Annotated in this window: 24 protein-coding genes; 12 read left to right on the top strand and 12 right to left on the bottom strand. The window is 70.8% G+C overall.

Annotation, left to right across the window (positions count from 1 at the left end):
• Positions 1-10 precede the first annotated feature (10 nt).
• Together QRN26_RS09870 and QRN26_RS09875 are read right to left on the bottom strand one after the other, a co-directional pair.
• Positions 11-928, bottom strand: coding sequence for an ABC transporter ATP-binding protein (locus QRN26_RS09870; protein WP_082455931.1), 918 nt, complete (start codon positions 926-928; stop codon positions 11-13).
• Between the two features lie 130 nt (positions 929-1,058).
• Entirely contained in the window at positions 1,059-1,640 is a 582-nt protein-coding gene (locus QRN26_RS09875; protein ID WP_056008947.1) for a TetR/AcrR family transcriptional regulator, read from the bottom strand.
• A 139-nt stretch (positions 1,641-1,779) separates the two neighbouring features.
• Between QRN26_RS09875 and QRN26_RS09880 the strand changes: the two genes are divergently transcribed.
• Together QRN26_RS09880 and QRN26_RS09885 are read left to right on the top strand one after the other, a co-directional pair.
• On the top strand, positions 1,780-2,166 hold the full coding sequence (locus QRN26_RS09880; protein WP_285036396.1) for a DUF1304 domain-containing protein: 387 nt from the start codon (positions 1,780-1,782) through the stop codon (positions 2,164-2,166).
• Between the two features lie 103 nt (positions 2,167-2,269).
• Complete coding sequence (locus QRN26_RS09885; protein WP_285036397.1) at positions 2,270-3,283, top strand: NADP-dependent oxidoreductase; 1,014 nt, start codon at positions 2,270-2,272, stop codon at positions 3,281-3,283.
• 81 nt (positions 3,284-3,364) lie between these two features.
• Here QRN26_RS09885 and QRN26_RS09890 read toward each other — a convergent pair whose 3' ends face one another.
• Positions 3,365-4,462 (bottom strand): Glu/Leu/Phe/Val dehydrogenase family protein, encoded by a 1,098-nt coding sequence (locus QRN26_RS09890; RefSeq protein ID WP_235522582.1) that lies wholly within the window; start codon positions 4,460-4,462, stop codon positions 3,365-3,367.
• 162 nt (positions 4,463-4,624) lie between these two features.
• Between QRN26_RS09890 and QRN26_RS09895 the strand changes: the two genes are divergently transcribed.
• The 3 genes from QRN26_RS09895 (at position 4,625) to QRN26_RS09905 (ending at position 9,044) form a co-directional block, all read left to right on the top strand.
• On the top strand, positions 4,625-5,545 hold the full coding sequence (locus QRN26_RS09895) for an AEC family transporter (RefSeq protein ID WP_056779259.1): 921 nt from the start codon (positions 4,625-4,627) through the stop codon (positions 5,543-5,545).
• Positions 5,546-5,707: 162 nt separating this feature from the next.
• Positions 5,708-7,300 carry an amino acid permease gene (locus QRN26_RS09900; RefSeq protein WP_502927380.1) on the top strand — a complete coding sequence of 531 codons (1,593 nt, stop codon included), beginning with the start codon at positions 5,708-5,710 and terminating at the stop codon, positions 7,298-7,300.
• A 160-nt stretch (positions 7,301-7,460) separates the two neighbouring features.
• Positions 7,461-9,044 (top strand): DUF4832 domain-containing protein, encoded by a 1,584-nt coding sequence (locus tag QRN26_RS09905; protein WP_285036398.1) that lies wholly within the window; start codon positions 7,461-7,463, stop codon positions 9,042-9,044.
• A gap of 147 nt (positions 9,045-9,191) precedes the next feature.
• Here QRN26_RS09905 and QRN26_RS09910 read toward each other — a convergent pair whose 3' ends face one another.
• Entirely contained in the window at positions 9,192-10,067 is an 876-nt protein-coding gene (locus tag QRN26_RS09910; protein WP_056008934.1) for an exodeoxyribonuclease III, read from the bottom strand.
• A 171-nt stretch (positions 10,068-10,238) separates the two neighbouring features.
• Here QRN26_RS09910 and QRN26_RS09915 point away from each other — a divergent pair, with 171 nt between their 5' ends.
• A complete protein-coding gene (locus QRN26_RS09915) occupies positions 10,239-10,937 on the top strand; it encodes a DedA family protein (protein WP_285036399.1) in 699 nt (232 codons plus the stop codon).
• Between the two features lie 15 nt (positions 10,938-10,952).
• Here QRN26_RS09915 and QRN26_RS09920 read toward each other — a convergent pair whose 3' ends face one another.
• A complete protein-coding gene (locus QRN26_RS09920) occupies positions 10,953-11,903 on the bottom strand; it encodes a LysR family transcriptional regulator (protein WP_056779253.1) in 951 nt (316 codons plus the stop codon).
• 71 nt (positions 11,904-11,974) lie between these two features.
• Between QRN26_RS09920 and QRN26_RS09925 the strand changes: the two genes are divergently transcribed.
• A complete protein-coding gene (locus tag QRN26_RS09925; RefSeq protein ID WP_255353622.1) occupies positions 11,975-12,097 on the top strand; it encodes a hypothetical protein in 123 nt (40 codons plus the stop codon).
• 105 nt (positions 12,098-12,202) lie between these two features.
• On the opposite strand, the gene QRN26_RS09930 is transcribed toward QRN26_RS09925, so the two are convergent.
• From QRN26_RS09930 to QRN26_RS09950, 5 genes are all read right to left on the bottom strand, one after another.
• A complete protein-coding gene (locus QRN26_RS09930; protein ID WP_056008928.1) occupies positions 12,203-12,967 on the bottom strand; it encodes a FadR/GntR family transcriptional regulator in 765 nt (254 codons plus the stop codon).
• Between the two features lie 52 nt (positions 12,968-13,019).
• Complete coding sequence (locus tag QRN26_RS09935) at positions 13,020-13,808, bottom strand: 3-oxoacyl-ACP reductase (RefSeq protein ID WP_200921041.1); 789 nt, start codon at positions 13,806-13,808, stop codon at positions 13,020-13,022.
• Positions 13,809-13,925: 117 nt separating this feature from the next.
• Positions 13,926-15,281, bottom strand: a complete 1,356-nt coding sequence (locus QRN26_RS09940) for an aldehyde dehydrogenase family protein (RefSeq protein ID WP_285036400.1) — start codon at positions 15,279-15,281, stop codon at positions 13,926-13,928.
• A complete protein-coding gene (locus tag QRN26_RS09945; RefSeq protein WP_350223917.1) occupies positions 15,278-16,117 on the bottom strand; it encodes a gamma-glutamyl-gamma-aminobutyrate hydrolase family protein in 840 nt (279 codons plus the stop codon). The genes QRN26_RS09940 and QRN26_RS09945 overlap by 4 nt, the downstream gene beginning before the upstream one ends.
• A complete protein-coding gene (locus QRN26_RS09950) occupies positions 16,104-17,471 on the bottom strand; it encodes a glutamine synthetase family protein (RefSeq protein ID WP_056008918.1) in 1,368 nt (455 codons plus the stop codon). The genes QRN26_RS09945 and QRN26_RS09950 overlap by 14 nt, the downstream gene beginning before the upstream one ends.
• Before the next feature lie 238 nt (positions 17,472-17,709).
• Between QRN26_RS09950 and QRN26_RS09955 the strand changes: the two genes are divergently transcribed.
• The 3 genes from QRN26_RS09955 to QRN26_RS09965 all read left to right on the top strand — a co-directional run bounded on the left by QRN26_RS09955 (position 17,710) and on the right by QRN26_RS09965 (position 23,311).
• Entirely contained in the window at positions 17,710-19,266 is a 1,557-nt protein-coding gene (locus QRN26_RS09955; protein WP_285036401.1) for an amino acid permease, read from the top strand.
• A 161-nt stretch (positions 19,267-19,427) separates the two neighbouring features.
• Positions 19,428-19,976, top strand: a complete 549-nt coding sequence (pyrE, locus tag QRN26_RS09960; protein WP_056008912.1) for an orotate phosphoribosyltransferase — start codon at positions 19,428-19,430, stop codon at positions 19,974-19,976.
• Positions 19,976-23,311 (top strand): hypothetical protein, encoded by a 3,336-nt coding sequence (locus QRN26_RS09965; protein ID WP_285036402.1) that lies wholly within the window; start codon positions 19,976-19,978, stop codon positions 23,309-23,311. The genes pyrE and QRN26_RS09965 overlap by 1 nt, the downstream gene beginning before the upstream one ends.
• Before the next feature lie 69 nt (positions 23,312-23,380).
• On the opposite strand, the gene QRN26_RS09970 is transcribed toward QRN26_RS09965, so the two are convergent.
• Positions 23,381-24,421 carry a zinc-dependent alcohol dehydrogenase family protein gene (locus QRN26_RS09970; protein ID WP_285036403.1) on the bottom strand — a complete coding sequence of 347 codons (1,041 nt, stop codon included), beginning with the start codon at positions 24,419-24,421 and terminating at the stop codon, positions 23,381-23,383.
• Positions 24,422-24,475: 54 nt separating this feature from the next.
• The gene (locus QRN26_RS09975) at positions 24,476-25,270 is read right to left on the bottom strand and encodes an HAD-IIA family hydrolase (protein WP_056008903.1); all 795 of its coding nucleotides are present in this window, start codon (positions 25,268-25,270) and stop codon (positions 24,476-24,478) included.
• A 108-nt stretch (positions 25,271-25,378) separates the two neighbouring features.
• Here QRN26_RS09975 and QRN26_RS09980 point away from each other — a divergent pair, with 108 nt between their 5' ends.
• Both QRN26_RS09980 and QRN26_RS09985 read left to right on the top strand, forming a co-directional pair.
• Entirely contained in the window at positions 25,379-26,047 is a 669-nt protein-coding gene (locus QRN26_RS09980; protein ID WP_285036404.1) for a TrmH family RNA methyltransferase, read from the top strand.
• Positions 26,048-26,301: 254 nt separating this feature from the next.
• Positions 26,302-26,622, top strand: coding sequence for a hypothetical protein (locus QRN26_RS09985; RefSeq protein WP_157579841.1), 321 nt, complete (start codon positions 26,302-26,304; stop codon positions 26,620-26,622).
• Positions 26,623-26,968: the final 346 nt, after the last annotated feature.

Consider the following 26,968-nt stretch of genomic DNA (forward strand, 5'->3'; position numbering starts at 1 on the left):
GCTGCCCGGGTCAGTACGGGAAGTGCGGGATGGACGGCAGTCGTTGGTCGCCGCGGGCCAGGCCGTGGCGGTCGATGCCGAGCCCGTCGAGGAGGCGTCCGCGCAGTTCGGCGAGTTCGGCCGAGCCGCGGTCGCGTGGTCGGCCACCGGGGACGGTCACGGTCTGCGCGATGGTCGAACCGGGTTTCCCCGGCTCACGTCCGAGGAGGATGACCCGGTCGGCGAGCTGGAGGGCCTCGTCGACGTCGTGCGTCACGAGGAGGATCGTGGTGGGTGCTGCGAGGTGGATCGAGAGCAGCAGGTCCTGCATCTTCAGCCGGGTGAGGGCGTCGAGGGCGCCGAACGGCTCGTCGAGGAGGAGGACGCCGGGTCGCCGGGCGAGCGCTCGGGCGAGGGAGGCGCGTTGGGCCATGCCGCCGGACACCTCGCGGGGACGGTGCTCGGCGAAGTCGGCGAGGCCGACGAGCTCCAGGAGACCGGCCACGCGCTCGCGCCCCTCCGCCGTGGGTGTCCGCTTCGGGAGTCCGAGGGCAACGTTGGCCGCGATGGTGCGCCAGGGGAGGAGTCGCGGCTCCTGGAAGCCGAACGCCATGCGGGGGTCGATGCCGGCGACGGGGGTGCCGTCGATGAGCACGGAGCCGGAGGTGGGGTGGTCGAGACCGGCGGCGATGCGCAGCAGGGTCGACTTGCCGCAGCCGCTCGTCCCGAGGATGGCGACGACCTCGCCGGCTTCGGCCGTGATGGTGACGTCGCGGAGCACCGGACGCGGGTCGGCGGAGGAGGTGCCGGGGCCGTTCGCGAAGGCTCGTCCCACGGCCTCGAAGGCGACCGCGGAGGCGCGGGTCTCCACGGCTGCGGCTCCGGATCCCGCCGCGCGGGCGGCGGTGGAGCTGCTCCCGGCGAGCGGGCTGCGGGCGGCGTTCGTCATGGGTCGATGGCTCCAGGGGTGGGGTGCCCGCCATGCTACGGGAGCCCGGCCAGCCCCTCTCGGCCGCCGCAACAGGGCGTCACATTCGCACGCGCGCGTGTCACCCTGGACCGCCCGGTGTCGGCGCCCGCTACCAGCGCGCGACCTGCGAGACCGCGACGTCGAGGATCGCGACGGCCTCGTCGCGGTTGACCCTCGCGAGCAGGAGGGCGCTGACCGAGAGCGAGGTGAGCTGGCGTGCCTCGGCGGCGAGTTCGGCCGCATCCGCGTCGGGCCGGGCGAGGGCGAGCGCGTCCGAGACCGCCGCGGTGAGCTCGGCCCGGTAGCCGTCGACGACTTCGCGCAGGGCGTCGTCGTGGGCGGCGAGGCCCGCCGCGCTGTTGAGGAGGAGGCAGCCGCGGCGGGGGGAGTCGTCCGGCAGGGTCGCGATCACGTGCTGCACCCCGGAGAAGTAGGCGGCCAGTCCGGCGCGCCCGTCGTCCGCCCGGGCGAGGACGGCGAGCCGAGGTCGGATGACCGTGTCGAGGTAGTCCTGGACGGCGGCGTCGAAGAGTCCGCGCTTGCTCTCGAAGGCGTGGTACAGGCTCGATCGACGCAGTCCGGTGGCGGCCTCGAGATCGGCGAGGGAGGTCGCCTCGAAGCCGTGATCCCAGAACACGTCACGCGCCGCCTGCACGACGGCGACGGTGTCGAACTCCTGCGTGCGTCCCATGGACGGCCTCCTCATGGCTCGGCCGTCCACGATGCGGACGGGGTTGTGGACCGAGCATTCTACTATTATAGTAGACCTATCGGTACAGATAGTCCCTCACTCCGAGTGACTCGATCCCGATCTCTCGGAAGGCCCGTCCATGCTCGTCGTCAGTCTCGTCCTCGTCGGCATCGCCGCGCTCGTGCACGTCTACATCTTCGTCCTCGAGTCCCTGCGCTGGACCGAGCCCTCCACCCGCAAGACCTTCGGCACCTCCGAGCTGGAGGCCGAGACGACGCGGGGGATGGCCTACAACCAGGGCTTCTACAACCTCTTCCTCGCCATCGGCACGATCGTCGGCATCGTGTTCCTCATCACCGGCTCGACCGGGATCGGCGCCGCCCTCGTCTTCGCATCCGCCGGTTCGATGCTGCTGGCCTCGCTCGTCCTCATCACCTCCGACCGCACGAAGGCCCGTCCGGCCGTCGTCCAGGGCCTGCCCCCGCTGCTCGGGCTCATCGCGCTCGGCATCGCCCTCGCCCTCTGACCCCGGTCCGACCGACCGCGTCGCCCACCGGCGACACCCCGTCCGCAACCCGACGTCGTGCTGCGAGCTCCAACCGAATCACCGCACCAAGGAAAGGCACCACGTGAACACCTCCGCGCTCAGCACCCAGATCCAGCTCGTCTCACGACCGCAGGGCTGGCCGACCGAGTCCGACTTCCGCACCGTCTCCGTCGAGTTCCCCGAGCTCGCGCCGGGCCAGCTGCGGGTCCAGAACCTGTTCCTGTCGGTCGACCCCTACATGCGCGGCCGCATGAACGACGCCCGCTCCTACGTCGCGCCGTACCAGCTCGGCGAGACCATGACGGGCGGAGCCATCGGCCGCGTCGTCGAGTCCGCCGCCGAGGGGTTCTCCGCGGGTGACGTCGTCCTGCACCAGTTCGGGTGGCGCGACCTCGTCCAGGAGGACGCGAGCGGCTTCCGCGTCGTCCCCGAGCTGCCGGGCGTCCCGCTGTCCGCCTACCTCGGTGTCCTCGGGATGACCGCCCTCACCGCCTACGTCGGCCTCCTCGAGGTGGCGAAGTTCCGCGAGGGTGACACCGTGTTCGTCTCCGGTGCGGCCGGCGCCGTCGGCACCATGGTCGGTCAGATCGCCCGCCTGAAGGGCGCGAAGCGCGTGATCGGTTCCGCAGGCACGGCCGAGAAGGTCGCCCTGCTCACCGAGAAGTACGGCTACGACGCGGCCTTCAACTACAAGGACGGTCCGGTCACGGAGCAGCTGGCCGCCGCCGCACCCGAGGGCATCGACGTCTACTTCGACAACGTGGGTGGCGAGCACCTCGAAGCGGCGATCGACGCCTTCAGCGACGGTGGACGCGCCGCGCTCTGCGGGGTCATCTCGCAGATCAACGAGACCGACCGTCCCGAGGGCCCCCGCAACCTGGCGAACATCGTCACCCGCGGCCTCACCCTCACCGGCTTCACGGTCGGCAACTACACGCAGCACTTCCCGGCGTTCTCCGCCGAGATGGCCGGGTGGCTGCAGCGCGGCGAGGTCGTCTTCGACGAGACCGTCTACGAGGGCCTCGACCACACGCTCGACGCGTTCCTGGCGCTCATGCGCGGCGCGAACACGGGGAAGATGGTCGTCAAGCTCTGACGCACCCCGGTCCCACCGCCCGTCGCAGGGCCACCCGCGGCCCGCTCACCCCTCATCGGGTGAGCGGGCCGCGGTCCGTGGTCACACCGCCGCGAGAGCCCCGGTGGCCGCGTCGATCCGCGACATCGCCAGCCGTTCGGCGGCGACGAGCGTGGTGACGCCCGTGGCGGCGGCATCGCGGTAGACCGCCTGCACCGTCCGGCCGATCGCCGACACCCGCTGCTCGATCGCCGCCGCGTCGGCACCCGGCTCCGACGCCATCGCGAGGTATATCACCCCGCCGGCGTTGGCGACGAAGTCCGGAGCCCAGAGGATCCCGCGCTCCTCCAGGGCGAGCGCGTCGGCCCTCGTGGCGAGCTGGTTGTTGGCCGCCCCGACGACGGCGCGGCAGCGCAGCTGACCGATGACCCGCGCACTGAGGGCGCCGCCCACGCCGCAGGGGACGAACAGATCGGTCTCGACGAGGTGCTCGTCACCCGGTTCGATCCAGCTGGCGCCGATCTCCTCCGCGAGCGCGCGTTTGCGCGGGTCGACGTCGGTGACGATGAGCCGCGCACCCTCCGCCGCGAGCCGACGTGCCAGTCGACCGCCGACCTGGCCGAGGCCGGAGATCGTCGCCCGGTGCCCGGCCACGAGCGGCGTGCCGAAGACCGTCTCGAGCGTCGCGGTGATGGCCGCGTGCACCCCGGCCGCGGTCGCCTCGCTCGGTTCTCCGACGCCGCCCCGGTCCGCCGGCAGGCCGCTCACGTGGGCGGTCCGCTCCGAGACGACCGCCATGTCCTCCGCCGTCGTGCCGACGTCCTCCGCGGTCCGGTACCGCCCGTCGAGGGCTTCGACCGCGTCGCCGAGGTCGAGCATCGCGTCGCGTCGTTCCTCGGCGTCCAGGGTGCGGCCCGGTGGGAGGTGGATCACCGACTTGCCGCCGCCGTGGGCGAGACCGGCTGCCGCGTTCTTCATCGTCATCCCGGCCGCGAGTCGGAGCGAGTCGTCCACGGCGTCGACCCAGCTCGGATACCGCCAGAGCCGCGCGCCGCCGAGTGCCGGACCGAGCGCGGTGGAGTGGAGGGCGACGCTGATCGTGAGGCCGGAACGCGGACCGTGCGTGATCGACAGCCGTTCATGGGGGAGGGTGGTGCTGTGCATCGCGTCGCCGGACGCGGCAGGGTCGAATGACGTCATCGTCGGATCTCCTCGTGGGTGATTGGTGCGGGCTCCTGGTGGGAGCGTTCGGTGGGGCCGTGGTGGTGTCGCGGCTCCTGTCCAGATTCTCCACGGCCGGAGGCCCGCCCACAACCGTCGCCTCACCGGGCGGGATGTCAGCCTGCGCCTAGGCTGGGAGGCATGGGTGGAGTGTTGACGGGGTTCGCGATCATCGGCACCGTCATCCTCGTCGGCTACCTCGCGGGACGTTTCGGCGTCGGAGGCCCGACCACCGGGCACGTCCTCAACCGGGTCGCGTTCTTCGTCACCAACCCCGCGCTGCTGTTCACCGTCCTCGTCTCGGCCGATCTGCGCGAGGTGTTCAGCAGCTTCATCTGGGTCGCGCTCGCCAGTGCGCTCGCGGCCGCCGGCCTCTTCCTCCTGCTCAACGCGGTGTGGCTCCGGAAGGACCTCTCGGTCGCGACCATCGGCGCGCTCGGTTCGGGCTACGTGAACGCCAACAACATCGGCATCCCGGTCGCGGTCTACGTCCTCGGCGAGGCAGGGTACGTCGCGCCGGTCATCCTGCTGCAACTCCTCGTCTTCGCGCCGATCGCCCTCACGATCCTCGATGTCAGACAGCGCGGTTCGGTGTCCTTCCGCGGCATCGTCACGCAACCCTTCCGCAATCCGATGATCATCGCGTCGATCATCGGGGTGGTGCTCAACCTGTTCGGGGTGCGGCTCCCCGAGCCGGTCCTGGCGCCGTTCGAGCTCGTCGGTGGTGCCGCCGTCCCGCTCATCCTCATGGCCTTCGGCATGTCCTTGCACGGCATGCGTCCGCTCCAGGCGGGCAGTGGGCGCCGGGAGATCTTCGTGGCGACGGCGATCAAGGCCGTCGTGATGCCCGGGTTCGCGTACCTCATCGCCCACTTCGGCTTCGGGCTGAGCGGCACGCCGCTGTTCGCCTCGGTCGTGCTCGCCGCGTTGCCGGCCGCTCAGAACGTCTACAACTTCGCCAGTCGGTACGAGCAGGGGGTCGCGCTCGCCCGCGACACGGTGCTGTTGACGACCATCCTCTCGGTCCCGGTCCTCGTCGTCGTGGCGGCCCTCCTCGCCTGATCGAGCGGCGTCGCGCGCCATCCGATGTCCTCAGAAGAACGGACACCCGTGGCCGAAAAAAGCGAACGTTCCCGACTAACGTGGGGCGGGCGCCTTCGAGATATACCAGCCGACGTCTCGATGGGCGGCAGCCCGAACGGCCCGTGATTCGAGGAGAACGACATGACCGACGGCACGACACCCAGGCACGAACGCGCAGGCGATCGGGCCGCATCCCGCGAGACGATCGGCGACGAGATGCTCGCCGTCCAGGACTTCTCGAGCGAGGAGCAGGGGTACCACAAGACGCTCAAGCCGCGCCAGATCCAGATGATCGCCATCGGTGGTGCGATCGGTACGGGACTCTTCCTCGGAGCCGGTGGTCGGCTGAACAGCTCGGGCCCCGCGCTCATCCTCGTCTACGCACTCTGCGGCTTCTTCGCGTTCCTCATCCTGCGCGCGCTCGGTGAGCTCGTCCTGCACCGCCCGTCGTCCGGCTCGTTCATCTCCTACGCCCGGGAGTTCTACGGCGAGAAGATGGCGTTCGGCGCCGGCTGGTTGTACTTCCTCAACTGGGCCATGACCTCGATCGTCGACGTCACCGCCGCCGCGCTCTACATCAAGACCTTCGGCAAGCTCTTCGGGTGGAAGGAGCTCGAGGACTTCCCACAGTGGGTCTTCGCGCTCGGAGCCCTCGTCATCGTGCTCGCGCTCAACCTCGTCTCCGTGAAGCTGTTCGGTGAGATGGAGTTCTGGTTCGCGCTCATCAAGGTGTCGGCGCTCGTCGTCTTCCTCATCGTGGGCGTCTGCTTCATCGTCTTCGGCGGTCGCACCGACATCGGTGCCGTCGGGTTCTCGGTGATCGGCGACAACGGCGGGCTCTTCCCCGTCGGGGCGTTCGCGCCGATGATCGCGATCTCCGGGGTCGTGTTCGCGTACGCCGCGATCGAGCTCGTCGGGACCGCCGCGGGCGAGACGGCCGAGCCGAAGAAGATCATGCCGAAGGCCGTCAACACGGTCATCTTCCGCATCGCGATCTTCTACGTCGGATCCGTCCTGCTGCTGTCGCTCCTCCTGCCGTACACCGCCTACCAGGCCGGTGAGAGCCCGTTCGTCACCTTCTTCTCGCACATCGGTTCCGAGCAGGCCGGCGCGATCTCGGCCTCGGTCATGAACTTCGTCGTCCTCACGGCGGCCCTGTCGAGCCTCAACGCCGGTCTCTACTCCACCGGTCGTATCCTCCGCTCGATGGCCGTCAACGGTTCGGCGCCCGCGTTCACCGGGAAGATGAGCAAGAACGGCGTACCGTTCGGCGGCATCCTGCTGACGGCGGCGCTCACGCTGCTCGGCGTCCTCCTGAACGCCCTGTACCCGTCGAAGGCGTTCGAGATCGTGCTCGAGATCTCGGCCATCGGCATCATCGGCGGCTGGGCGACGATCATCCTCTGCCAGATCCAGTTGCAGCGTTGGGCGAAGCAGGGCAAGGTCGAGCGGCCGTCGTTCCGCTTGTTCGGCGCGCCGTTCACGTCCTACCTGACGTTGGCCTTCCTGGCGTTCGTCCTCGTCACGATGGGCTTCTCGGAGACCGGGCGGTGGGTGCTCGCCTCCCTCATCATCCTCATCCCGATGCTCATCGTCGGGTGGTTCGCCGCGAAGCCGAGGATCCTGGCGGCGGCGAAGGCCCGGGAGGGGCACACGGGCACCTGGCCCGTGGTCGCCGAGCGGCCTGCGATCGACGCCAACAAGCGGAAGCGCGGTGGCGCACCACGCTCCTAGGAGTACGCACGAGCGAGGGTCGGTCGGCGATCCGAGGTGAATCGCTAAGCGATAGTGATCACTTGGTGCCGGTTCCGAGCATTCCCTTGCACCGCGGGATCCGGTTCTGCAGGATGTGGGCAACCTCTTCCGTGCACCACCGGATCCCGTTGGAGTTCCTGTGAACCGTCGTCTCCGTCTCCTCGCCGTCCTCGCCGCCTGCGGGCTCGCCGTGGCCACCCCGCTGAGTGCCGCGGCGCAGGCACCCGCCCCGACACCCGCCGACACCGTCGTCTACGAGCCGAGCGACGCGATCATCGCGAACCCGGAGCGCGGCTTCGACCACACGAACAACACCCACTACTACCCGGAGGGGACGGCGGGCGGCCCGGGCTACACGCCGCTCGACGTCCCGACGCTCGCCGCCTACCGCGAGGAGGGCATCACCGAGCTCGTCCGCGTGTTCTACCTGGAGCGGTTCGTCGCCGAGCCGACGCTCGACCCGGCCTGGCTCGCGCTCGTCCAGGCGGACTTCGACGCCGCCCGCGAGGCGGGCATCTCGATCATCCCGCGCTTCGCCTACCTGGCCGGCGGGGACTGGCCCTACACGCCGCCCTACGGTGACGCACCGCTCGACATCGTGCTCGGGCACATCGAGCAGCTGACGCCGATCTTCCAGGACAACGCCGACGTCATCTCCGTCGTCCAGGCCGGCTTCGTCGGGCTCTGGGGTGAGGGCTACTACACCGACCACTTCGCGGCCGATCCGGCGAACCCGGGCGTCCTCACGGCCGAGGACTGGGCGAAGCGGCGTGCCGTCGTCGACGCACTGCTCGAGGCGGTTCCGGCCGACCGGTCCATCCAGGTGCGGACGATGAGCATGAAACAGAACATCCTGGGGGTCCCGAGCGGCACCGAGGGGGCGATCACCGAGGCGCAGGCGTTCGACGGCAGCGCCATCGCGCGCATCGGTCACCACAACGACTGCTTCCTCGCCGCGCCCGACGACTGGGGCACCTACCTCTCCGACCCGCTGACCCTCGACCAGGACTACCTCGCCCAGGAGAGCGACTGGGTGCCCGTCGGCGGCGAGACCTGCAACGTGAACCCGCCGCGCTCCGAGTGGGAGACCGCCTCGGCGGAGATGGAGCGGTACAACTTCAGCTACCTCAACTGGGACTACCTGCAGGACGTCCTGCAGTCGTGGGGCCAGGAGAACCTCGACACGACCGCGAAGCGCCTCGGGTACCGGTTCGTCATGACGGGGAGTTCGGTCGCCGAGGGCACCCTGTCGCTCACGATCCGCAACGACGGTTGGGCCGCGCCCTACAACAGCCGTCCCGCGTACCTCGTCCTGTCGAACGCCGAGCGCACCGTGCAGGTGCCCTTCGGTTCTGATGCCCGCACCTGGGCCGCCGGCGAGACGGTGACGCTGCAGGCGTCGCTCGCCGACGTGCCGGCCGGCCGGTACGACACCGCCCTCGCCCTCCCGGCCACGCACGAGACGGTCGCGGCCGACTCCCGGTACGCGGTGCAGACGGCGAACGTCGGCACCTGGGATCCGGCGACGGGGCTGAACAGCCTGCAGCGTCAGGTCACGGTCGCGGACGGCGTCGTCATGGCCGAGCCGGCCGCGGGTGCCGCGCCCCGGTTGCCCGACACCGGTGTCGCCGCGGCGCTGCCGGCGGTGATCGGCGCCGGCGTGGTCGGCCTCGGGGCGTTGGCGCTCGTCCTCACCCGGCGTCGCCGGGTCATGGTCGACTGACCCGTCGGGTCGCGGTCGCTCAGCCGAGGGTGGCTCAGCCGAAGATCATCGGTGCGTCGTCGTTCTCCTCGTCGGTGAGCGAGAAGTCGAGGTCGACGACGACGGGCACGTGGTCGCCACGTGTCCCGTCTGGAGCCGGTCGACGGCTCAGCCGAAGATCATCGGTGCGTCGTCGTTCTCCTCGTCGGTGAGCGAGAAGTCGAGGTCGACGACGACGGGCACGTGGTCGCTCGGGCTGTCGCCCTTGCGCTCGTTGCGGTGGATCGACGCTTCGACGACGTGGTCTGCGAAGGCCTGCGAGCCGTAGATGAAGTCGATCCGGAGACCCTCGTTGCGCGGGAACCGGAGCTGCTTGTAGTCCCAGAAGGTGTACCCCTCGGGGACGAACGGCCGAACGGTGTCCTGCAGGCCGGCGTCGACGAAGGCGGCGAGGGCGGCCCGTTCGGGTGCGGTGATGTGTGTGGAGCCCGGCCCGAAGCTCGGGTCGCCGACGTCGGAGTCGAGCGGTGCGACGTTCCAGTCGCCCATGAGGGCCAGGGGCAGCTCGGGGTTCTCGGCGAGCCAGGTGCGGGTGTCGGCCTCGAGGGCGGCGAGCCAGCGCAGCTTGTAGTCGTAGTGGGGATCGCCGACTGCGCGCCCGTTCGGGACGTACAGACTCCAGAGACGGACGCCGTCGACGGTGGCCCCGATCGCGCGCGCTTCGAGTGGGAGTCCGTCGGCGTCGAAGCCGGGGCCGTCGAGGGCGAGGCTCGCCGGTGGCTTGCCGAAGCCGGGCATGTCGGGGAACCCGATCTGCACGTCCTCCATCGGGAGGCGGCTGGCGATGCCGACGCCGTTCCACTGGCTGAGTCCGTGCAGCTCCACCTGGTAGCCGGCCTTGGTGAAGGCCTCCATCGGGAACTGCTCGGGCTTGCACTTGAGCTCCTGCATCGCGAGGACGTCGACGTCCTCGCGGACGAGCCAGTCGACCACGCGGCCGACGCGGGTACGGATCGAGTTGACGTTCCAGGTGGCGATGCGCATGCCCCAACGCTATCGGTTTCCTTTCTCAGGAGACCCTTGGCGTGTCGGCCGTGGCAGGGTCCGCCACGCCGGCGAGGTCCTGAGAACGGGCCGGTCCGGTGGAACCGACAGGTGGGCGATTGAGCGGAGGTTCCCAGGGATAGCGACCAGGTGTCGCGTAGCGTCGGTGGGATGACGACGTCCACCGCCGCCACGGTCAGCCTGTCCACCGCCTCGACCGGAGGCGACAGCGCCCTCGGAGGCGTCGCCGAATGGGCGGTCGGACTCATGGAGACCCTCGGCGGTCCGGGCGCCGCGCTCGCGATCGCGCTCGAGAACCTGTTCCCCCCGCTGCCGAGCGAGATCATCCTGCCGCTCGCCGGATTCGCCGCCAGCCAGGGCAAACTCGGTCTCGTCGAAGTCCTCGTCTGGACGACCGCGGGCTCGGTGGTCGGAGCGCTCGCCCTCTACGCGATCGGCGCCGTCCTCGGGCGGGACCGCATGCGTCGCCTCGTCGCGCGCGTCCCCCTCGTCCACGTCGAGGACGTCGACCGGGTGGAGGCCTGGTTCCAGAAGCACGGCTCGAAGGCGGTGTTCTTCGGGCGCATGCTGCCGATCTTCCGGAGCCTCATCTCCATCCCCGCGGGCGTCGAACGGATGCCGGTCCTGCGCTTCGCCCTCCTCACCCTGGCCGGCAGTGGCATCTGGAACACCATCTTCGTGCTCGCCGGGTTCTTCCTCGGAGAGCAGTGGCACATCGTCGAGGAGTACGCGGGCATCCTGCAGAAGGTCGTCATCGCCGGTGTCGTCATCGCCCTCGGCTTCACGATCTGGAAGGGCGTGAAGCGCTACCGCCGGGAGCGGAGCGCCGCGACGTCGTCCGACGACTGAGCACGGCCCGGACGGTCACACCCAGCGCGGGGTGGTGAGCTCCTCGGGCTCCGGTGCGGTGTGCGAGGCGGCCACCGAGCGCGCCTCGGTGCGGATCGCCTCGAGGACCGTCCGCACGGCGAGCCGCTCGGCGCGGTCGGGGCGGGACAGCGCGACGATCCGCCGGGTCGCGTCGAGCCCGGCGAGCGGCCGGAGGACGATGCCCCGCTCCGGACCACTCGCCGTGAACCGCGGGAGGAGCCCGATGCCGAGTCCAGCCGCCACCATCGCCTCCGCGATGCGGTTGTCGCTCACCCGCTGCACGACGCGCAGCTCCGCACCCGACTCCGCCTCGATGCTGCGGAGCAGGCGGTCGAGCGGGTAGCCGACCGGGACGCCGATCCAGGACTCGTCCGCGAGGTCCGCCGGCGTCAGCACCGTCTGGCCGCTGAGCCGGTGCCCGACCGGCAGGACGACGTCCAGGGGCTCGGCGAGCAGCTGCGTGATCCGGAGGCCGCGACGCACCCAGGTGCGCTCACCGCTGATCGCCTGCGCGATGACGATGTCGAAGTCGGCGGCGAGGTCGGGGAAGTCCTCCAGGTCCGGGTCGCGGTCGCTCACCTCGACCCGCAGGCCGGGAACGGCTTCGAGCGCGCGGAGTGCCGCCGGGACCACCATCTGCCCGAAGGTCGGGAACGTCGCGAGCGTGACCGTGCCGGTCGGGTGGTTGCGGTATTCGTCCCACACGCTCGTCGCGCGCTCGATCGCGACGGCGACATCCGTGGCACTCGCGGCGAGCGCCCGGCCGGCATCGGTCAGGACGAGGCCGCGGCCGCGGCGCTCGGTGAGAGGGAGGCCGGCCTCGCGCTCGAGCACCTTGAGCTGCTGGGAGACCGCCGACGGCGTCCGGTGGGTCGCCGCGGCGACCGCGTGCACGGTGCCGCGGTCGGCGAGTTCGCGGAGGAGATCGAGTCGGCGCACGTCCATGTAGCGAGGCTACCGAGTATCGGCAGTATTGTGAGCTTGTCCTTCATCAGAATCGGGCGTTTCATAGAAGCATGACCATCTACCTCGGCATCATCGCCCTCCTCGCTGCCAGTGCAGCCGTCGGTTCCGTCGTCGTCGTCAAGCGCGACGGCTACCGTGCCATCCCGGCCCGCACCTACCCGAAGTCCATCTGAGACCTCGCACCCGCCGGCACGTCCGGCGCATCCGACCTCCTCGCGATCCGTCGCCGGGAGGTCGTTCCATGTCCGCCCGCCGGTCAGGCAAGGTCCGTCCTCCGGTCAGGCGAGGAAGCCGCGGAGCAGTGCTTCGGACCCGGCGACGTGCTCGGCCATGGCCTGAGCGGCCTCGTCGGGATGTCCGCGCAGGATCGCCTTGACGATGCGCTCGTGCTGCTCGTCGGAGTGGGCGATGTTCACGGCCAGCAGCGGGATCCCGTTCAGCAGTTCGTTGACGCGCATGCGTGACTCGGCCACGAGCGGCAGCAGGCTCGGCGCACCGACGAGCTCGGCGATGAGCAGGTGCAGTCGGGAGTCGTGGCGGCGGTAGTCGGCCGGGGCGGCGTCGCGGCACTCGCCGAGCGCCTGCCAGAGGCGTTCGCGGTCGACGCCCGAGAGCTTGCACTGCGCAGCCTCGCGGGCAGCCCCGACCTCGAGGATGCTGCGGAGGACGAGGGTGTCCTCGATCCGGGCGGCCGAGACTGCGACGCGTGCACCCTCGTCGGTTCCGCGCCCGCCGACGGGGTCGTCGTCGGGCAGCTCGTCCATGACGAAGGTGCCGCCGTAGCGTCCACGGCGCGAGGTGAGGTAGCCCGCCTCGGTGAGCGCGGCGATCGCGTCCCGGACGGTGTCACGACTGACCCCCTGCATGGCGGCGAGGTCGCGTTCGGCGGGCAGGCGCCCACCGGGTTCGATGAGCCCGAGGCGGATCGACTGTAGGAGCCGCTGCACGGTCTCCTCGAACGCGTTGCCGGCCCGGCCCGGGCGCAGGAGGAGTTCCGCGCTCAGCACCTCGGTGCCGTCGTCCCCCTTGCGCGTCTCGCTCATCGGATCAGTCTATTTCCCGCGAGTCGCCGCCCCGCCCGGGCACGTCGTCAGCTCATTCCGGGGTGACGTAGGCCGAGGAGATGCCGCCGTCGACGAGGAAGGTCGAGCCGGTGATGAAGGACGAGTCGTCGCTGGCGAGGAAGGCGACGGAGGCGGCGAGCTCCTCGGGCTCCGCGAACCGGCCGATCGGGATGTGGACCAGTCGCCGTTGCGCGCGGACCGGGTCCTTCGCGAAGAGCTCCTGCAGCAGCGCGGTGTTCACGGGGCCGGGGCAGAGCGCGTTCACCCGGATGCCCTGCCTGGCGAACTGGACGCCGAGCTCGCGGCTCATCGCGAGGACGCCACCCTTCGAGGCGGTGTACGAGATCTGCGAGGTCGCCGAGCCCAGCACGGCGACGAACGAGGCCGTGTTGATGATCGAGCCCTTGCCCTGCCGCACCATGTGGCGGATCGCCGCGCGCGAGCACAGGTAGACCGACTTCAGGTTGACGTCCTGCACCCGTTCCCAGGCCGGCAGCTCGGTCGTCTCGATGGAGTCGTCGTCCGGCGGCGAGATGCCCGCGTTGTTGAAGGCGATGTCGACGGAGCCGTAGGTGTCGGCGGCGGTGTCGAAGAGGTGGTCGACCTGCGCCTGGTCGGTCACGTCGACCTGGACGAAGAGCCCGCCGACGAGCTCGGCGGCCGCCTGTCCGCTGGTGGGGTCGAGGTCGCCGATGACGACGACCGCGCCCTCCGCGGCGAAGCGCTTGGCGGTGGCGAGGCCGATGCCGCTCGCGCCGCCCGTGATGACGGCGACCTTCCCGGCGAGCCGCTGCGTGAGGTCGATGGGGGTGATGGTCATGTGGTGCTCTTTCTGTCTGCCCGCCCTTCGACAGGCTCAGGGACCGGGGTTGGTGCTCAGGGACCGGGGGGTGGTGCTCAGGGAGCGGGTGGTGCTCGGGGGACGGGGTGGTGCGGGTCAGTCGGTGGCGATGAAGACGTTCTTCGTCTCGGTGAAGGCGAGCGGCGCGTCCGGTCCGAGCTCGCGCCCGAGGCCGGACTGCTTGAACCCGCCGAACGGGGTGGAGTAGCGCACGGAGGAATGCGAGTTGACGGACAGGTTCCCCGCTTCGACGGCGCGGGCCGCGCGGAGGGCGCGTCCGACGTCGCGCGTCCAGATCGATCCCGACAGCCCGTACTCCGTGTCGTTGGCGAGGGTGAGCGCGTCGGCCTCGTCCTCGAAGGGGAGCACCGTGACGACCGGCCCGAAGATCTCCTCCCGGACCGTTCGATCTCCTCGCTCGGGCGTGAGCACGGTCGGCGCGAACCAGTACCCGGGTCCGTCCGGAGCGCTTCCCGTGAACGCGACGGGTGCGTCGTCGGGCACGTAGGAACGGACGGACGCGAGGTGCGGCGCCGAGACGAGCGGGCCCATCTCCGTCGCGGGGTCGTTCGGGTCCCCGACGACGACGCCCTGCACGGCCGGTTCGAGCAGTTCCATGAAGCGTTCGTAGACGCTGCGTTGGACGAGGATGCGGCTGCGGGCGCAGCAGTCCTGGCCGGCGTTCTCGAACACCCCGTACGGGGCGGTCGCGGCCGCGCGTTCGAGGTCGGCGTCGGCGAACACGATGTTGGCGCTCTTGCCGCCGAGCTCGAGGGTGACCCGCTTCACCTGCTCGGAGGCGCCAGCCATGATCCGTTTGCCGACGGCCGTCGAGCCGGTGAACACCACCTTCCGCACGGTCTCGTTCGTGACGAACCGTTCGCCGACGACCGATCCGCGGCCGGGGAGCACCTGGAACAGGCCCTCGGGGAGGCCGGATTCGAGCGCGAGCTCGCCGAGGCGGATGCTCGTGAGCGGGGTCCACTCCGCCGGCTTCAGGACGACGGCATTCCCCGCCGCCAGTGCGGGTGCGAAGCCCCAGGCGGCGATCGTCATGGGGAAGTTCCACGGGGTGATGATGCCGATGACACCGAGCGGTTCGTGGAAGGTCAGGTCGATCCCGCCCGCGACGGGGATCTGCTGGCCGAAGAGCCGCTCGGGGGATCCGGAATAGTACTCGAGCACGTCGCGCACATGACCGGCTTCCCACCGTGCCTGCGTGATCGGGTGCCCGGAGTTGACGACCTCCAGGCTCGCGAGGTGCTCGCGGTCGGCGTCGACCGCGTCGGCGAACCGACGGAGGGCCTGCGCCCGGTCGACCGGTGCGAGCGCGGCCCACGCGCGCTGGGCGACGGCCGCGCGGGTGATGGCGGCGTCGGTCTCGGCGACGTCGAGGTGCTCGACCGTCGTGACGACGTGCTCGTTCGCGGGGTTCAGGATCGTGTGACTCACTGGGCGGTGCTCCTGTCGGTGGTGCCGGTGGTGCTGGGGGTGCGGTCGGTGCCGTCGCGGTGTCGTCGGGCGGCGTCGACGAGGCCGGCGAAGAGGCGTCGGTCGGCGGTCTCCTCCTCGGGGTGCCACTGCACCGCGAGGCCGAACGGCACGTCCGGCAGCTCGACGGCCTCGATGACGCCCTCTTCGGTGCGGGCGGTCACGACGAGTCCGTCGGCCACGCGGTCGATCGACTGGTGGTGGTAGACGTGCACGTCGAGCTCGTCGTCGTCCTGCCGGAGCAGGGCGGCGAGTCGCGAGTCGGCGTCGATCGCCACGGTCTTCGGTCCGAAGACGCCCTCGCCGGGCTGGAACGAGTCGTCGCCGACGACGTCGGGCAGGTGCTGGATGAGCGTCCCCCCGAGGGCGACGTTGAGGAGCTGCGCACCGCGACAGATGCCGAGGAACGGCAGCTCGGCGTCGATCGCCGCGGTGAGCAGGGCCTCCTCCCAGGCATCCCGATCCGTGCGGGGTCGACCGGTACGCGGATGGGCGGCCTGCCCGTACAGGCCGGGGTCGACGTCGGCGCCGCCGGAGACGATCAGCCCGTCGAGGCGGGAGAGCACGGAGGCCGCGACCGCGCGGTTCACGGGTTGCGGCGGGAGGAGGACGACGATCCCGCCGGCGTCGGTCACCGCGTCGAGGTAGACCTTGGGCAGGAAGGAGGCGGGCACGTCCCACACGCCGGTCTGCGCCTGCTCCAGGTAGGTGGTGACGCCGATGAGCGGAGCACTGGAGACCGGCGCCTCCGAAGCCGCCGCGGTCACCTCGTGGCCGTCCTGGTCAGAGGCGCTCAAAGCCGCGCACCCGTTCCCAGTCCGTCACCGCCGCGTCGAAGGCGGCGAGCTCCACCTTCGCGAAGTTGAGGTAGTGGTCGACGACCTCGTCACCGAAGGCCTCGCGGGCGATCGTCGACTGGGAGAACAGCTCCGCCGCCTCCCGCAACGACGTCGGCACGCGTGGGGCGCCGCCCGTGTAGGCGTTGCCGGTCGTCGCCTCCTCGAGTTCCAGTTCGTTCTCGATCCCGTGCAGTCCGGCCGCGATGAGCGCGGCGACCGCGAGGTACTGGTTGACGTCGCCGCCCGGCACCCGGTTCTCGACGCGCATCCCGAGGCCTCGGCCGACGACGCGCAACGAGCACGTGCGGTTGTCGTGACCCCAGGCCACCGCGGTGGGGGCGAAGCTGCCGTCGACGTAGCGCTTGTAGGAGTTGATGTTGGGCGCGAAGAACATCGTCAGTTCGCGCATGGCGGCGATCTGCCCGGCGAGGAAGTGCCGGAACAGCTTCGACATGCCGTCGGGGGCGTCGGGGTCCGCGAAGACCGCCGAGCCGTCCTCGCCGCGGAGACTGATGTGGATGTGGCAGCTGTTGCCCTCGCGCTCGTCGAACTTCGCCATGAACGTGAGGCTCTTGCCGTGCGCGTCCGCGATCTCCTTCGCGCCGTTCTTGTAGATGGAGTGGTTGTCGCAGGTGACCAGGGCGTGGTCGTACCGGAACGCGATCTCCTGCTGGCCGAGGTTGCACTCGCCCTTGACGCCCTCGCAGTACATCCCCGCGCCGTCCATCGCGTTGCGGATGTCGCGGAGCAGGGGCTCCATGCGGGTGGAGGCGAGGATCGCGTAGTCGATGTTGTAGTCGGTCGCCGGGGTCAGCTTCGTGTAGTCCTTCGCCCAGGCCTCGCGGAAGGTGTCGTCGAACACGAGGAACTCGAGCTCCGTGCCGACGAAGGGGACGAGTCCGCGTTCGGCGAGCCGTTCGAGCTGGGCGATGAGGATCTGCCTGGGGGAGGCGACCACGGGGGCGTCGTCGAGCCACTGCAGATCGGCGGTGACGAGGGCCGTACCCGGGAGCCAGGGCACGTGACGGAGGGTCGAGAAGTCGGGGATCATCGCCATGTCGCCGTAGCCGCGCTCCCAGCTCGACATCGCGTAGCCGTCGACGGTGTTCATCTCCACGTCGACGGCGAGGAGGTAGTTGCAGCACTCGGCGCCGTGTTCGGCGACGTCCTCGACGAAGAGCCGTGCCGAGACGCGCTTGCCCACGAGCCGCCCCTGCATGTCGGTGAAGGCGAGGATGACGGTGTCGATCTCCTTCGCCGCGACCGCGGTCGTGAGCTCCTCGAGCGTCAGGTTTCCTGAACGTGGGTGCATGGGAGCTCCTCGTGGGTCGGGGACCCGCCGTCGGTGGTTCTGCAGCGGCGGAGAACTGAAAGGTCGCGAACTCGACCATTACATCACAGCATCCCCGGGACGCGAAGGAGTTCTGCGGACTGAATCTGTCACAAAGGTATGTACATGCGACCATTGCAGGTCCTATAGTCGGGCCAACCGATCTGAGGACGTTGTGCGGGCCCGACGAGCGCGCAACCCGAGCGAACAGGACCTGTCGATGGCCAACGAAACGCGCAAGATCTCCGGGGTGACCTACACCGCGGCCGGTGAGGGCTACTTCGAGAAACGCAGCTTGAAACGATCCGCCGGCGTGTGGGGGCTCTGGGGCCTCGCCGTCGCGGCGGTCATCTCCGGCGACTTCTCCGGCTGGAACTTCGGCATCGACTTCGCCGGGTTCGGCGGCATGCTCATCGCCTTCATCATCCTCGTGGCGATGTACTACGGCATGATCTTCTCCATCGGGGAGATGGCGGCGGCCATGCCCCACACGGGCGGTGCGTACTCCTTCGCGAGAGCGGCGATGGGTCCGCTCGGCGGCTTCGTCACCGGACTCGCCGAGACGATCGAGTACGTCGCCACGACCGCGGTCATCGTGTACTTCTCCGCCTCCTACGCCGACGCCATCACGAGCGAACTCCTCGGCTTCTCGATGCCGTCACCGGTCTGGTGGGCGATCCTCTACATCGCCTTCATCGCGTTGAACTCCGCCGGCGCGAGCATCTCCTTCCGCTTCGCGATCGTCGTCTCGATCATCTCCATCGGCATCCTCCTCGTCTTCTCGGCGATGGCGGTCTTCTCCGGACAGTTCGCGTGGGCGAACCTGTTCGACATCGCCCCCGACCCCGGGCAGACGGAGTTCCTGCCGCACGGCGTGCTCCCGATCCTGTTCGCCCTGCCGTTCGCCATGTGGTTCTTCCTCGGCATCGAGGAGCTGCCGCTCGCCGCGGAGGAGTCCCACAACCCGGCGCGCGACATCCCGAAGGCGGGCTTCTGGGCTCGGGGCACACTCATCGTCACGGGTCTCCTCGTCCTGTTCCTCAACACCGGCGTGATCGGTGCCGAGGCGACGGGGACCGCGGGCGAACCGTTGCTCGACGGCTTCCGGGCCATCGTCGGTGACGGTGCCGCCGCCGTGCTCGCGCTGTTCGCGCTGATCGGTCTGCTCGCGTCGCTGCAGGGGATCATGTTCGCCTACGGGCGCAACATGTACTCGCTGTCCCGCGCCGGGTACTACCCGCGCTTCCTCTCCCTGACGGGGAAGCGCCAGACGCCGTGGGTCGCGCTCGTGGCCGGTGCCCTCATCGGGTTTGTGGCGCTCCTCATCGTGGAAGCGGCCGGCGGGTCGGGCGGCGTCGCCGGGGCGATCGTGCTCAACATCGCCGTCTGGGGCGCCGTGTTGGCGTACCTCATGCAGATGATCGCGTTCCTGCTGCTCCGGAGGAAGTTCCCGAACGCGAAGCGCCCCTACCTCAGCCCGTGGGGCGTGCCCGGCGCGGTCATCGCGGCCGTCATCGCCGCGCTCATCTTCGTCGGCTTCCTCCTCAACCCGACCTTCCTGCCGGCGATCATCGCCATCGTCGTGGTCTACGTCGTGATGCTGGTCGCCTTCGCGGTCTGGGGGCGCCACCGCCTCGTCATGTCGCCGGAGGAGGAGTACGCGGTCTCCGGTGGTCTGCACGGCGACCCGGAGACCGAGGGCTACGGTGGCGCGACCGAAGCCGGACTCCTCGCGACCGATGCACCTGAGCAGCCGGGGTCCGGCCCGACGCGTTGACCCCCGGCTCCGCCTCACCATCGCAGGACGGTGTCGGCCTGGCCGCACCGAGCCCCGGCGAGTCGAGCCCGACACGCCGGGGCTCTCCTGCGTCGAGGACATCGAATGCCCCCATCCGGGCGACTGCGGCGAGGGGGGTCACAGCTTGTAGACTCGTCGGCGTGACGGACGCACGAGCTCAGCTCATTGACCACATCTCGGCGGAAGCCGTGTTCCACGGTGACTTCACCCTGACGAGCGGCAAGAAAGCGACGTACTACGTCGACCTCCGCAAGGTGAGCCTCGACCACCGCGTCGCGCCGCTCATCGGTCAGGTCATGATCGACCTCATCGCCGACGTCCCCGACGTCTTCGCGGTCGGCGGACTCACCATGGGAGCCGACCCCGTCGCCGCCGCGATCCTGCACCAGGGCGCTGCACGCGGCCTGACGTACGACGCGTTCGTCGTCCGTAAGGAGCCCAAGGACCACGGCCGCGGCAAGCAGGTCGAGGGTCCGGACCTCCAGGGCAAGCGCGTGATCGTCCTCGAGGACACCTCGACCACGGGCGGCTCGCCGCTCAAGGCCGCCGAGGCGCTCGAGAAGATCGGCGCCGAGGTCGTCGCCGTCGCCGTCGTCGTCGACCGCGCCACCGGCGCCCGCGAGATCATCGAGGCAGCCGGCTACCAGTACCTGGCCGCCATCGGCCTGGAAGACCTGGGACTCGCCTGATGTCCGGCGACGGGACCGACCGCGGCGGCTCCGGCCTGCCGGACGATTCGGCGGACGGAACCGACTGGCTCCTGTCGCAGCTCGACGCCGACGACACGGAGGCGATCGAGACCCAACCGGACGACGAGGACGACCGACCGTCCGCGCCCCCCGTCGTCGCCGACCCGACCGCCGTACCGGCTGAGACGCCCGCACCGGCCGAGTCGGCCCCCGCTTCCGCGTGGACGCCCGCGCCCGAGTCGAACCAGGCTCCCGCTCCCGCTCCCGCGTGGACGCCGGCACCCGAGTCGAACCAGGCTCCCGCTCCCGCGTGGACGCCCGTGTCCGACGCGTCTCCGGTCGCCGAGTCCACTCCTGCATCCGAGTCGACGGGTGCGCTCCGGCACCCGAACGCCCTCGAGCTGCCCGTCGTCCCGCCGACCCCGGCCCCCGCGGCTCCGACCCCGCCGGCTCGCAACGAGCTCACGGTCGACACCGATTCCGTACTCCAGCACGCCCCTGCCGGGACCTTCCGTCCCGCACCGACCAACCCGGTCGTCCTCCCGCCCGTCGACGACGAACCCTGGAGTCTCGGCGCGAGCGACGACGACGCGCAACCGGCAGCGGAAGACGTCTCGACGATGGCCCTGCCGACGGCCCGGGCCCTGGCCGCGGACGATCCCGAGGCCTGGGCGGCCGTCGACGCCGAGCACGCGACCCCGTCGACCGACACCCCGGCGCGCCCGAGCGGCTTCGACACGGCACCGAACGCCGAACCGGCAGCGCCGCAGCCCGTCGATGCGCCGCTGCCTCCCGCCGCGACGTTCGGTGCGCAGCCGGTCGAGCCGAGCTCGGCCCCGGCGGCCGCCGGCTCGGACGACGACCTCCCGGAGGGCTCTTGGAGCCTCTCCGAGACCTTCGGCGACGACGTCCTCGGTGGCGAGACCGTCGAGGTCCGCGACCGCTCCACCGACGCCGCCCCCGACCAGGCCTCCACCGCCGACGACGCCACGACCTCCGCCCCACGGACCGATCCGCTCGCCTGGCTCACGGAGCCGTTCGGTGAGACGTTCGGCGCGAGCCAGACGGCGCCCGCTGCGCAGTCGTCCGACGCCGCCGACCCGATCTTCACGGACGCGGCTCCCGCCGCCGCCGACCCGCTCCCGGCGGAGCCCTGGTCGATCGAGACCGAGCCGCGCACGGACGCCGTCAGCGCGGATGCCGCTTCTGGACCGGTCGACACCGTCGATGACTCCCTCGCCGCGCAGCCCGCCTCGCTCGAGCCCGAGACGGTCACCGGACCGGCACCGGACGCCACTGCGAGCTCCGCACCCGTCACGCCGGCCGCCCCGTTCCGCTGGGACACGGTCGTCGCCGCGCCGACGCCGGACGCCCCGAGCTCACCGGCCGAGGTGCCGTGGCCCGAGACGGTGCCGGACGCTTCCGCCGAACCGCTCGACGAGACACGGCCGTTCGACAGCCTCGGTGGCCCCGGGTTCACCGCCCTCGGCGGCGCGGCCGTAGGCCAGCCGTCCCCGGTCGACCCCGAGCCCGCGGCCACGGACGGACCCGCCGACACCGACGCCCTGGTGGACCACACCCCTTCTGACGCTGTGGCGACGGACGACGCTGCGACGGAGACCTCCGAGGTCCCGCCCGCCTTCGGCCCGCCGACGCCCCAGGCCGAGCGCTCCATCACCGAACTCATCTCCCTCGACGGCGTGCAGCCCGAGCCGACGGTCAGCCCGTTCGGGAGCGCGCCCTTCGTCTGGGACCTCGCTCCGAACGACGCACTCGACCCCCTCGTGCACGCCGCTCCCACGACGCAGCCGATCCCGGTGCCCGCCGTCCAGTGGGAGGGCACCGATGCACCCGCGGTCAGCGCAGCGTCGCCGTCGGAACTCGCCCTCGAGGGCGAGGTCCCCGATGCGGCGTTCATCGCCGGAGACGTGCAGCCGTTCGCTCCCGGCCTCGCCGCGGAGACCCTCGGTCGCCCGCTCGTCGACGGCCCGGGTGACGAGTACGCGAGTTGGCGTGACGACACGACCGGCGACGCCGACTCGGACGCCCCTGCCGTGATCCCCGCGGCGAACGACACGGTCGACCTGTTCCCGACGCTGTCGCTCGGCGGACTCGACGCCAGCCTCGACGCCGCAGCGGCTGCCGGCGGACTCGGAGCGCTCGGCGTGCTCGGATCCGCGGGCACGAGCCCCGCGGCCGACCTCGACGAGCGGACAGCCGGCGACACCGAGGGTGCGGATGCGTCGATCGACGCGCCCGCGTCATCGACCGACACCGCCCCGCCGGCCGAGTCGGCCGGATTCGCGGTCGACCCGGAGGAACTCGACGACGAGTTCGACGAGGAGATCGTCCAGTTCGACGCGGTCCCGCTCTCCGCGGCAGCCGCCACGCCGCTGCCGTCCTTCGTCGCTGACACCGACGCCGAAGTCACCGACGTCGATGCGCCTGACGCCGAAGTCACCGACAGCTCGGCCACCACCGAGCCGGAGCCCGTCAGCGAGGAGCTGCGGCTCGAGTCGCTGTTCGACGTCGGTCCCGACACCGAGACGGTTGAGGTCCCGGTCTCGGACGGTGCGCCGTCCCATGCCGAACCGACGGACGGTACTGCCCCGCTCGCACCGTCGACACCCGCTGAGCAGCCGAGTACCCCCGAGGCGGAAGCGGCATCGTCCGATTCCCTCGCCGACGCCTTCGCCGCCGAGGGCGGATGGTCGCTGCAGACGGACGCCGTCGCCGATCCGGAACCAGCACCCGCCGAGACCACGGCGCCGGGCGCCGAGGACGTGACGGACCTGGTCGAGCGCAACGACGACGACGGCTCGGACGAGGTCACCGCAGGCGAGCACGGAGCCGGTCCGGCACCCGCATACGGTCAGGCCATGGGCGCGCACGCCGCCGTCCCGTCGCAGGGCCCGGCCACGCACCCCGTGCAGACGGCCCCTGCCGCGCTGCCCGGTGAGACGGTCGCCTTCCCGGAGCTCGACGGCTCGAACGGCTTCGTGACCCCGGCCGCGGCCGCGGGGATCGTCGGTGCCTCCCTGCCGCCGCAGCCCACGACCGCACCATCCCCGACGGAGCAGCCCGCCACGCCGACGTCGGTCCCGGATCGCGACCTTCCCGAGTATCGGGGCGAACCGCTCGACCAGAGCATCCCGAAGGCGCTCCTCTGGGCGGTCGTCGGGCTCGGTGCGGCGGTCCTCCTGCTCCTCGCGTTCTACTTCGGGACCCTCGTCGGTGCGGCGAACGCCGCGGGTGCGGCCGGTGCGGCGGGAGTCACCCTGCAGCCGACGGCATCGTCCCTCTCCTCGAGTCCGTCCGAAGAGGGTTCCGCCTGACCCTCGCCCGCCGAGCGCAGCGCCGGCGCCGGACGGGCAGGATGAGTGCGGCCGCTGCCGCCACCCCGCTCAGGCGACGTCGATGACCGTGACGCCCGTCGACCGGTCGCCCGACGCGAGGGCGACGAGCGCCGACGGTGCCTCGTCCAGGCCGATGCGGTGCTCGATGAGGTCCTGCGGGCGCAGCGCGCCGCTCGCGACGAGGTCGAGCAGCTCGCGGTAGTCGGATGCCGGCATACCGTGGCTGCCGTGCAGGGAGAGCTCCTGGGCGATGATCCGCGGCATCGGGAGCGTCGGCTCGGAGGAGAACAGCCCGATCTGCACCTGGCGTCCCAGGGGTGCGAGCGCCAGGAGACTCAGCCGCATCGTGGACTCCCGACCGAGGGCCTCGACCGAGACCTGGACACCGCCCGGGCTGACCTCGGCGATGCGCGCGAGCACGGCGGCCTCGTCGAGCCCGCTCGAGTCGATCGTGTGCGTGACGCCGATCGACCTGGCGCGTGCGAGGGCTGCGGCGTCGATGTCGACGGCGACGACCTCGGCACCCAGGGCCACCCCGATCATCGCGGCACTCAGCCCGACGCCACCGCAGCCGATGACGAGGAGGCGCTCACCGCTGCGCAGCGCCGCCCGGTGCACGAGCCCGCGGAACGCCGTCGCGAACCGGCAGCCGAGGAGGGCCGCGGCGCCCGCGTCGAGCGACTCCGGTACCGGGATGAGGTTGACGTCCGCATCGTGCAGGGCGACCAGTTCGGCGTACGACCCCCAGTGCGTGAAGCCGGGCTGCGTCTGGTTCGGGCAGACCTGCCCGTTCCCGGCGAGGCATTCGGCACAGCGCCCGCAGGCGCACACGAACGGGACGGTGACGCGGTCGCCCACCTGGAACCGTTCGACCAGCGGGCCGACGGCGTGGACGCGTCCGACGAGCTCATGACCGGGCACCTGCGGGAGGGCGATCCCGTCGTCGTGGCCGAGCCAGCCGTGCGCGTCGCTCCGGCACAGGCCGGTCGTCTCCACCCGCACGACCACGCCGGCGTCGGAGGGCTGCGGATCCGGGACCTCCCGGACGGTCGGCTCGGTGCTGAACTGGTCGTAGACGACGGCGCGCATGGGCGATCCTCGAAGCTGGGGGAGCGGGTCGGTGTGGCTGCGGGAGGGGCAGGACTAGATCTCGACCTCGACGGGGTCGGTCACGAGGTCGATGACGCCGCTGAGGATCTCGTTCGGCCGGAACGGGTAGCGGTTGATCTCGGCCTCGTCGCTGATGCCCGTGAGGACGAGGATCGTGTGGAGACCCGCCTCGATGCCCGCGACGATGTCGGTGTCCATGCGGTCGCCGATCATGCCCGTGTTCTCCGAGTGCGCGCCGATCTTGTTGAGGGCGGAACGGAACATCATCGGGTTGGGCTTGCCGACCACGTACGGCTCCATGCCGGTCGCCTTCGTGATGAGCGCCGCGATCGCGCCGGTCGCCGGTAGCGGGCCGTCCTTGCTCGGTCCGGTGGCGTCCGGGTTCGTGACGATGAACCGGGCGCCGCCGGCGATCAGGCGGATCGCCTTCGTGATGGCCTCGAACGAGTAGTTGCGGGTCTCACCGACGACGACGTAGTCGGGGTTCGTCTCCGTCATCGTGAAGCCGGCCTCGTGGATGGCGGTGGTGATCCCGGCCTCGCCGATGACGAACGCCGAGCCACCCGGCTCCTGCTCGGCGAGGAAGGCCGCCGTGGCGAGGGCGGAGGTCCAGATGAACTCCTCCGGCACGTCCAGGCCGGAGGCGCGCAGGCGGGCACTCAGGTCGCGTGGGGTGAAGATCGAGTTGTTGGTGAGCACCAGGAAGGGCGTCCGCTGGTCCTGCCACTGCTGCAGGAGCGCGGCTGCGCCGGGGAGGGCGTGGTTCTCGTGGACGAGCACTCCGTCCATGTCGGTGAGCCAGCACTCGACCTCGTCGCGACGTGACATGCGTTCCTCCAGGTGGTTCGAGCGGGCCGGTGGTGCGGCGCGCCTCATGGGGTGGCGCGGCGTCGGGCCCGGATCTCCAGTGTGGCACGGCGCGGGTAGGGTTGGCTGGTGCCAGAGACCCCGCCCAGCCAGGAAGATCCGGCCGCCCACCCGGTCGATCCCGCGGCGTCCGCGAGCCAGGGTGGCGTCGGCCCGTGGCAGGGGGACTGGCCCGAGGAGCCCTGGTACGACGAGGAGCTCCTCCGCGACGGCGATGCACGGAACGTCGTCGACCGGTACCGCTACTGGACGATGGAGGCCATCGTCGCCGACATCGACGAGCACCGGCACCCGTTCCACGTCGCCATCGAGAACTGGCAGCACGACATGAACATCGGGTCGATCGTGCGCACCGCCAACGCGTTCGCCGCCGACACCGTCCACATCGTCGGTCGTCGTCGCTGGAACAAGCGCGGGGCGATGGTCACCGACCGCTACCAGCACGTCGAGTACCACGCCGACGTCGCGGGCCTCGTCGCCTGGGCGCGCGACGCGGGACTGCCGATCATCGCGATCGACAACGTCCCCGGCTCGGTCCCGATCGAGACCACCCGCCTCCCCGAGCGCTGCATCCTGCTGTTCGGACAGGAGGGTCCCGGCCTGTCGTCGGAGGCGATCGCGGCGGCCGATGCGGTGCTCGAGATCACGCAGTTCGGCTCGACGAGATCGATCAACGCCTCCGCTGCGGCGGCCGTCGCGATGCACGCGTGGGTCATGCAGCACGTGTCCTTCGACTGACGTCGACCGGGTTGTCCCCCGTCCGCGGGTGGTTCCGAGGGATGCCCCTATCGCTTCCTCAGGAACACCTCAAGATTCCCTCAATTGCGGTCCTGGTCCCCCAAAGTGCCGACACGGACCGGCATACTTTGTACCGGAGCGATGCTCCGCCGCTGAACCCGAATCCCTCCCGGCACCCGAAGCCACTGAGGGCCACCGCACGGACCCGAATCCGTGTGGTGCGCATCGGCGGTCACCCGAAGGATGAACTGAAGATGAAGCACAGCTCCGCCCTGGGAGTCTCGCCCGAACGAGGATCCCGTCCGTCCCTGGTCCGCGGCGTCACCGCGCTCGCCGTCCCCGCCGCCCTCGCGGTCGCCCTCCTCGTCGGCGTCGCTGCGCCGGCACAGGCGGACACCCGTGCCGACGAGACGTCGATGTCGGTCAGCGCGACGCAGACCGGCCCGAGCGAACTCATCGCCCCTGCCGGTGCGCTGTTCGCCTCGCTCCTCATCTGGGGTGCGGGAGCCGCGTTCGCGACCCGTCGTCGGATGCTGGCGGAACAGCGCGAGGAGGCGTCGCTGATCCCCTTCTGATCAGCACGCGTCGAACCTGCACCCGATCGCGGCGGCCCGAACCGCCGCGATCGTGTGCGCCCAGACGGAACCGCACCGTTCCGTCGCACCGGTGGCCGCCGGGAGTCCCCCCACTCCCGGCGGCCTCCGGTGTTTCCGGGCGAGGCCGACGGGATTCCACCCGCTCGTGACCCGTTCCGAGGAATCTGCAGCATTCCGCGTCATGATCGCCCGCTCCGTCGATCACTCAAGGGAGCGAGACGACGGCGGGCGCACCCGAACCCGATCGAGGTCGCGCTCTTCCCGCCGTCAGCGATCGATGCCCGACCCGAATGGGCGTCGCACGGAAGCGGCGAACCACGCGCGC

Source organism: Plantibacter sp. ME-Dv--P-095 (genome assembly GCF_030209365.1).
GTDB lineage: Bacteria > Actinomycetota > Actinomycetes > Actinomycetales > Microbacteriaceae > Plantibacter.

What these genes read in the sequence shown, in the direction of transcription:
- QRN26_RS09870 (WP_082455931.1), bottom strand. Translation starts at nt 928, where the DNA reads ATGACGAACGCCGCCCGCAGCCCGCTCGCCGGGAGCAGCTCCACCGCC.
- QRN26_RS09875 (WP_056008947.1), bottom strand. Translation starts at nt 1,640, where the DNA reads ATGGGACGCACGCAGGAGTTCGACACCGTCGCCGTCGTGCAGGCGGCG.
- QRN26_RS09880 (WP_285036396.1), top strand. Translation starts at nt 1,780, where the DNA reads ATGCTCGTCGTCAGTCTCGTCCTCGTCGGCATCGCCGCGCTCGTGCAC.
- QRN26_RS09890 (WP_235522582.1), bottom strand. Translation starts at nt 4,462, where the DNA reads ATGACGTCATTCGACCCTGCCGCGTCCGGCGACGCGATGCACAGCACC.
- QRN26_RS09895 (WP_056779259.1), top strand. Translation starts at nt 4,625, where the DNA reads ATGGGTGGAGTGTTGACGGGGTTCGCGATCATCGGCACCGTCATCCTC.
- QRN26_RS09900 (WP_502927380.1), top strand. Translation starts at nt 5,708, where the DNA reads ATGACCGACGGCACGACACCCAGGCACGAACGCGCAGGCGATCGGGCC.
- QRN26_RS09910 (WP_056008934.1), bottom strand. Translation starts at nt 10,067, where the DNA reads ATGCGCATCGCCACCTGGAACGTCAACTCGATCCGTACCCGCGTCGGC.
- QRN26_RS09915 (WP_285036399.1), top strand. Translation starts at nt 10,239, where the DNA reads ATGACGACGTCCACCGCCGCCACGGTCAGCCTGTCCACCGCCTCGACC.
- QRN26_RS09920 (WP_056779253.1), bottom strand. Translation starts at nt 11,903, where the DNA reads ATGGACGTGCGCCGACTCGATCTCCTCCGCGAACTCGCCGACCGCGGC.
- QRN26_RS09925 (WP_255353622.1), top strand. Translation starts at nt 11,975, where the DNA reads ATGACCATCTACCTCGGCATCATCGCCCTCCTCGCTGCCAGTGCAGCC.
- QRN26_RS09930 (WP_056008928.1), bottom strand. Translation starts at nt 12,967, where the DNA reads ATGAGCGAGACGCGCAAGGGGGACGACGGCACCGAGGTGCTGAGCGCG.
- QRN26_RS09935 (WP_200921041.1), bottom strand. Translation starts at nt 13,808, where the DNA reads ATGACCATCACCCCCATCGACCTCACGCAGCGGCTCGCCGGGAAGGTC.
- QRN26_RS09950 (WP_056008918.1), bottom strand. Translation starts at nt 17,471, where the DNA reads ATGCACCCACGTTCAGGAAACCTGACGCTCGAGGAGCTCACGACCGCG.
- QRN26_RS09955 (WP_285036401.1), top strand. Translation starts at nt 17,710, where the DNA reads ATGGCCAACGAAACGCGCAAGATCTCCGGGGTGACCTACACCGCGGCC.
- QRN26_RS09965 (WP_285036402.1), top strand. Translation starts at nt 19,976, where the DNA reads ATGTCCGGCGACGGGACCGACCGCGGCGGCTCCGGCCTGCCGGACGAT.
- QRN26_RS09970 (WP_285036403.1), bottom strand. Translation starts at nt 24,421, where the DNA reads ATGCGCGCCGTCGTCTACGACCAGTTCAGCACCGAGCCGACCGTCCGG.
- QRN26_RS09975 (WP_056008903.1), bottom strand. Translation starts at nt 25,270, where the DNA reads ATGTCACGTCGCGACGAGGTCGAGTGCTGGCTCACCGACATGGACGGA.
- QRN26_RS09985 (WP_157579841.1), top strand. Translation starts at nt 26,302, where the DNA reads ATGAAGCACAGCTCCGCCCTGGGAGTCTCGCCCGAACGAGGATCCCGT.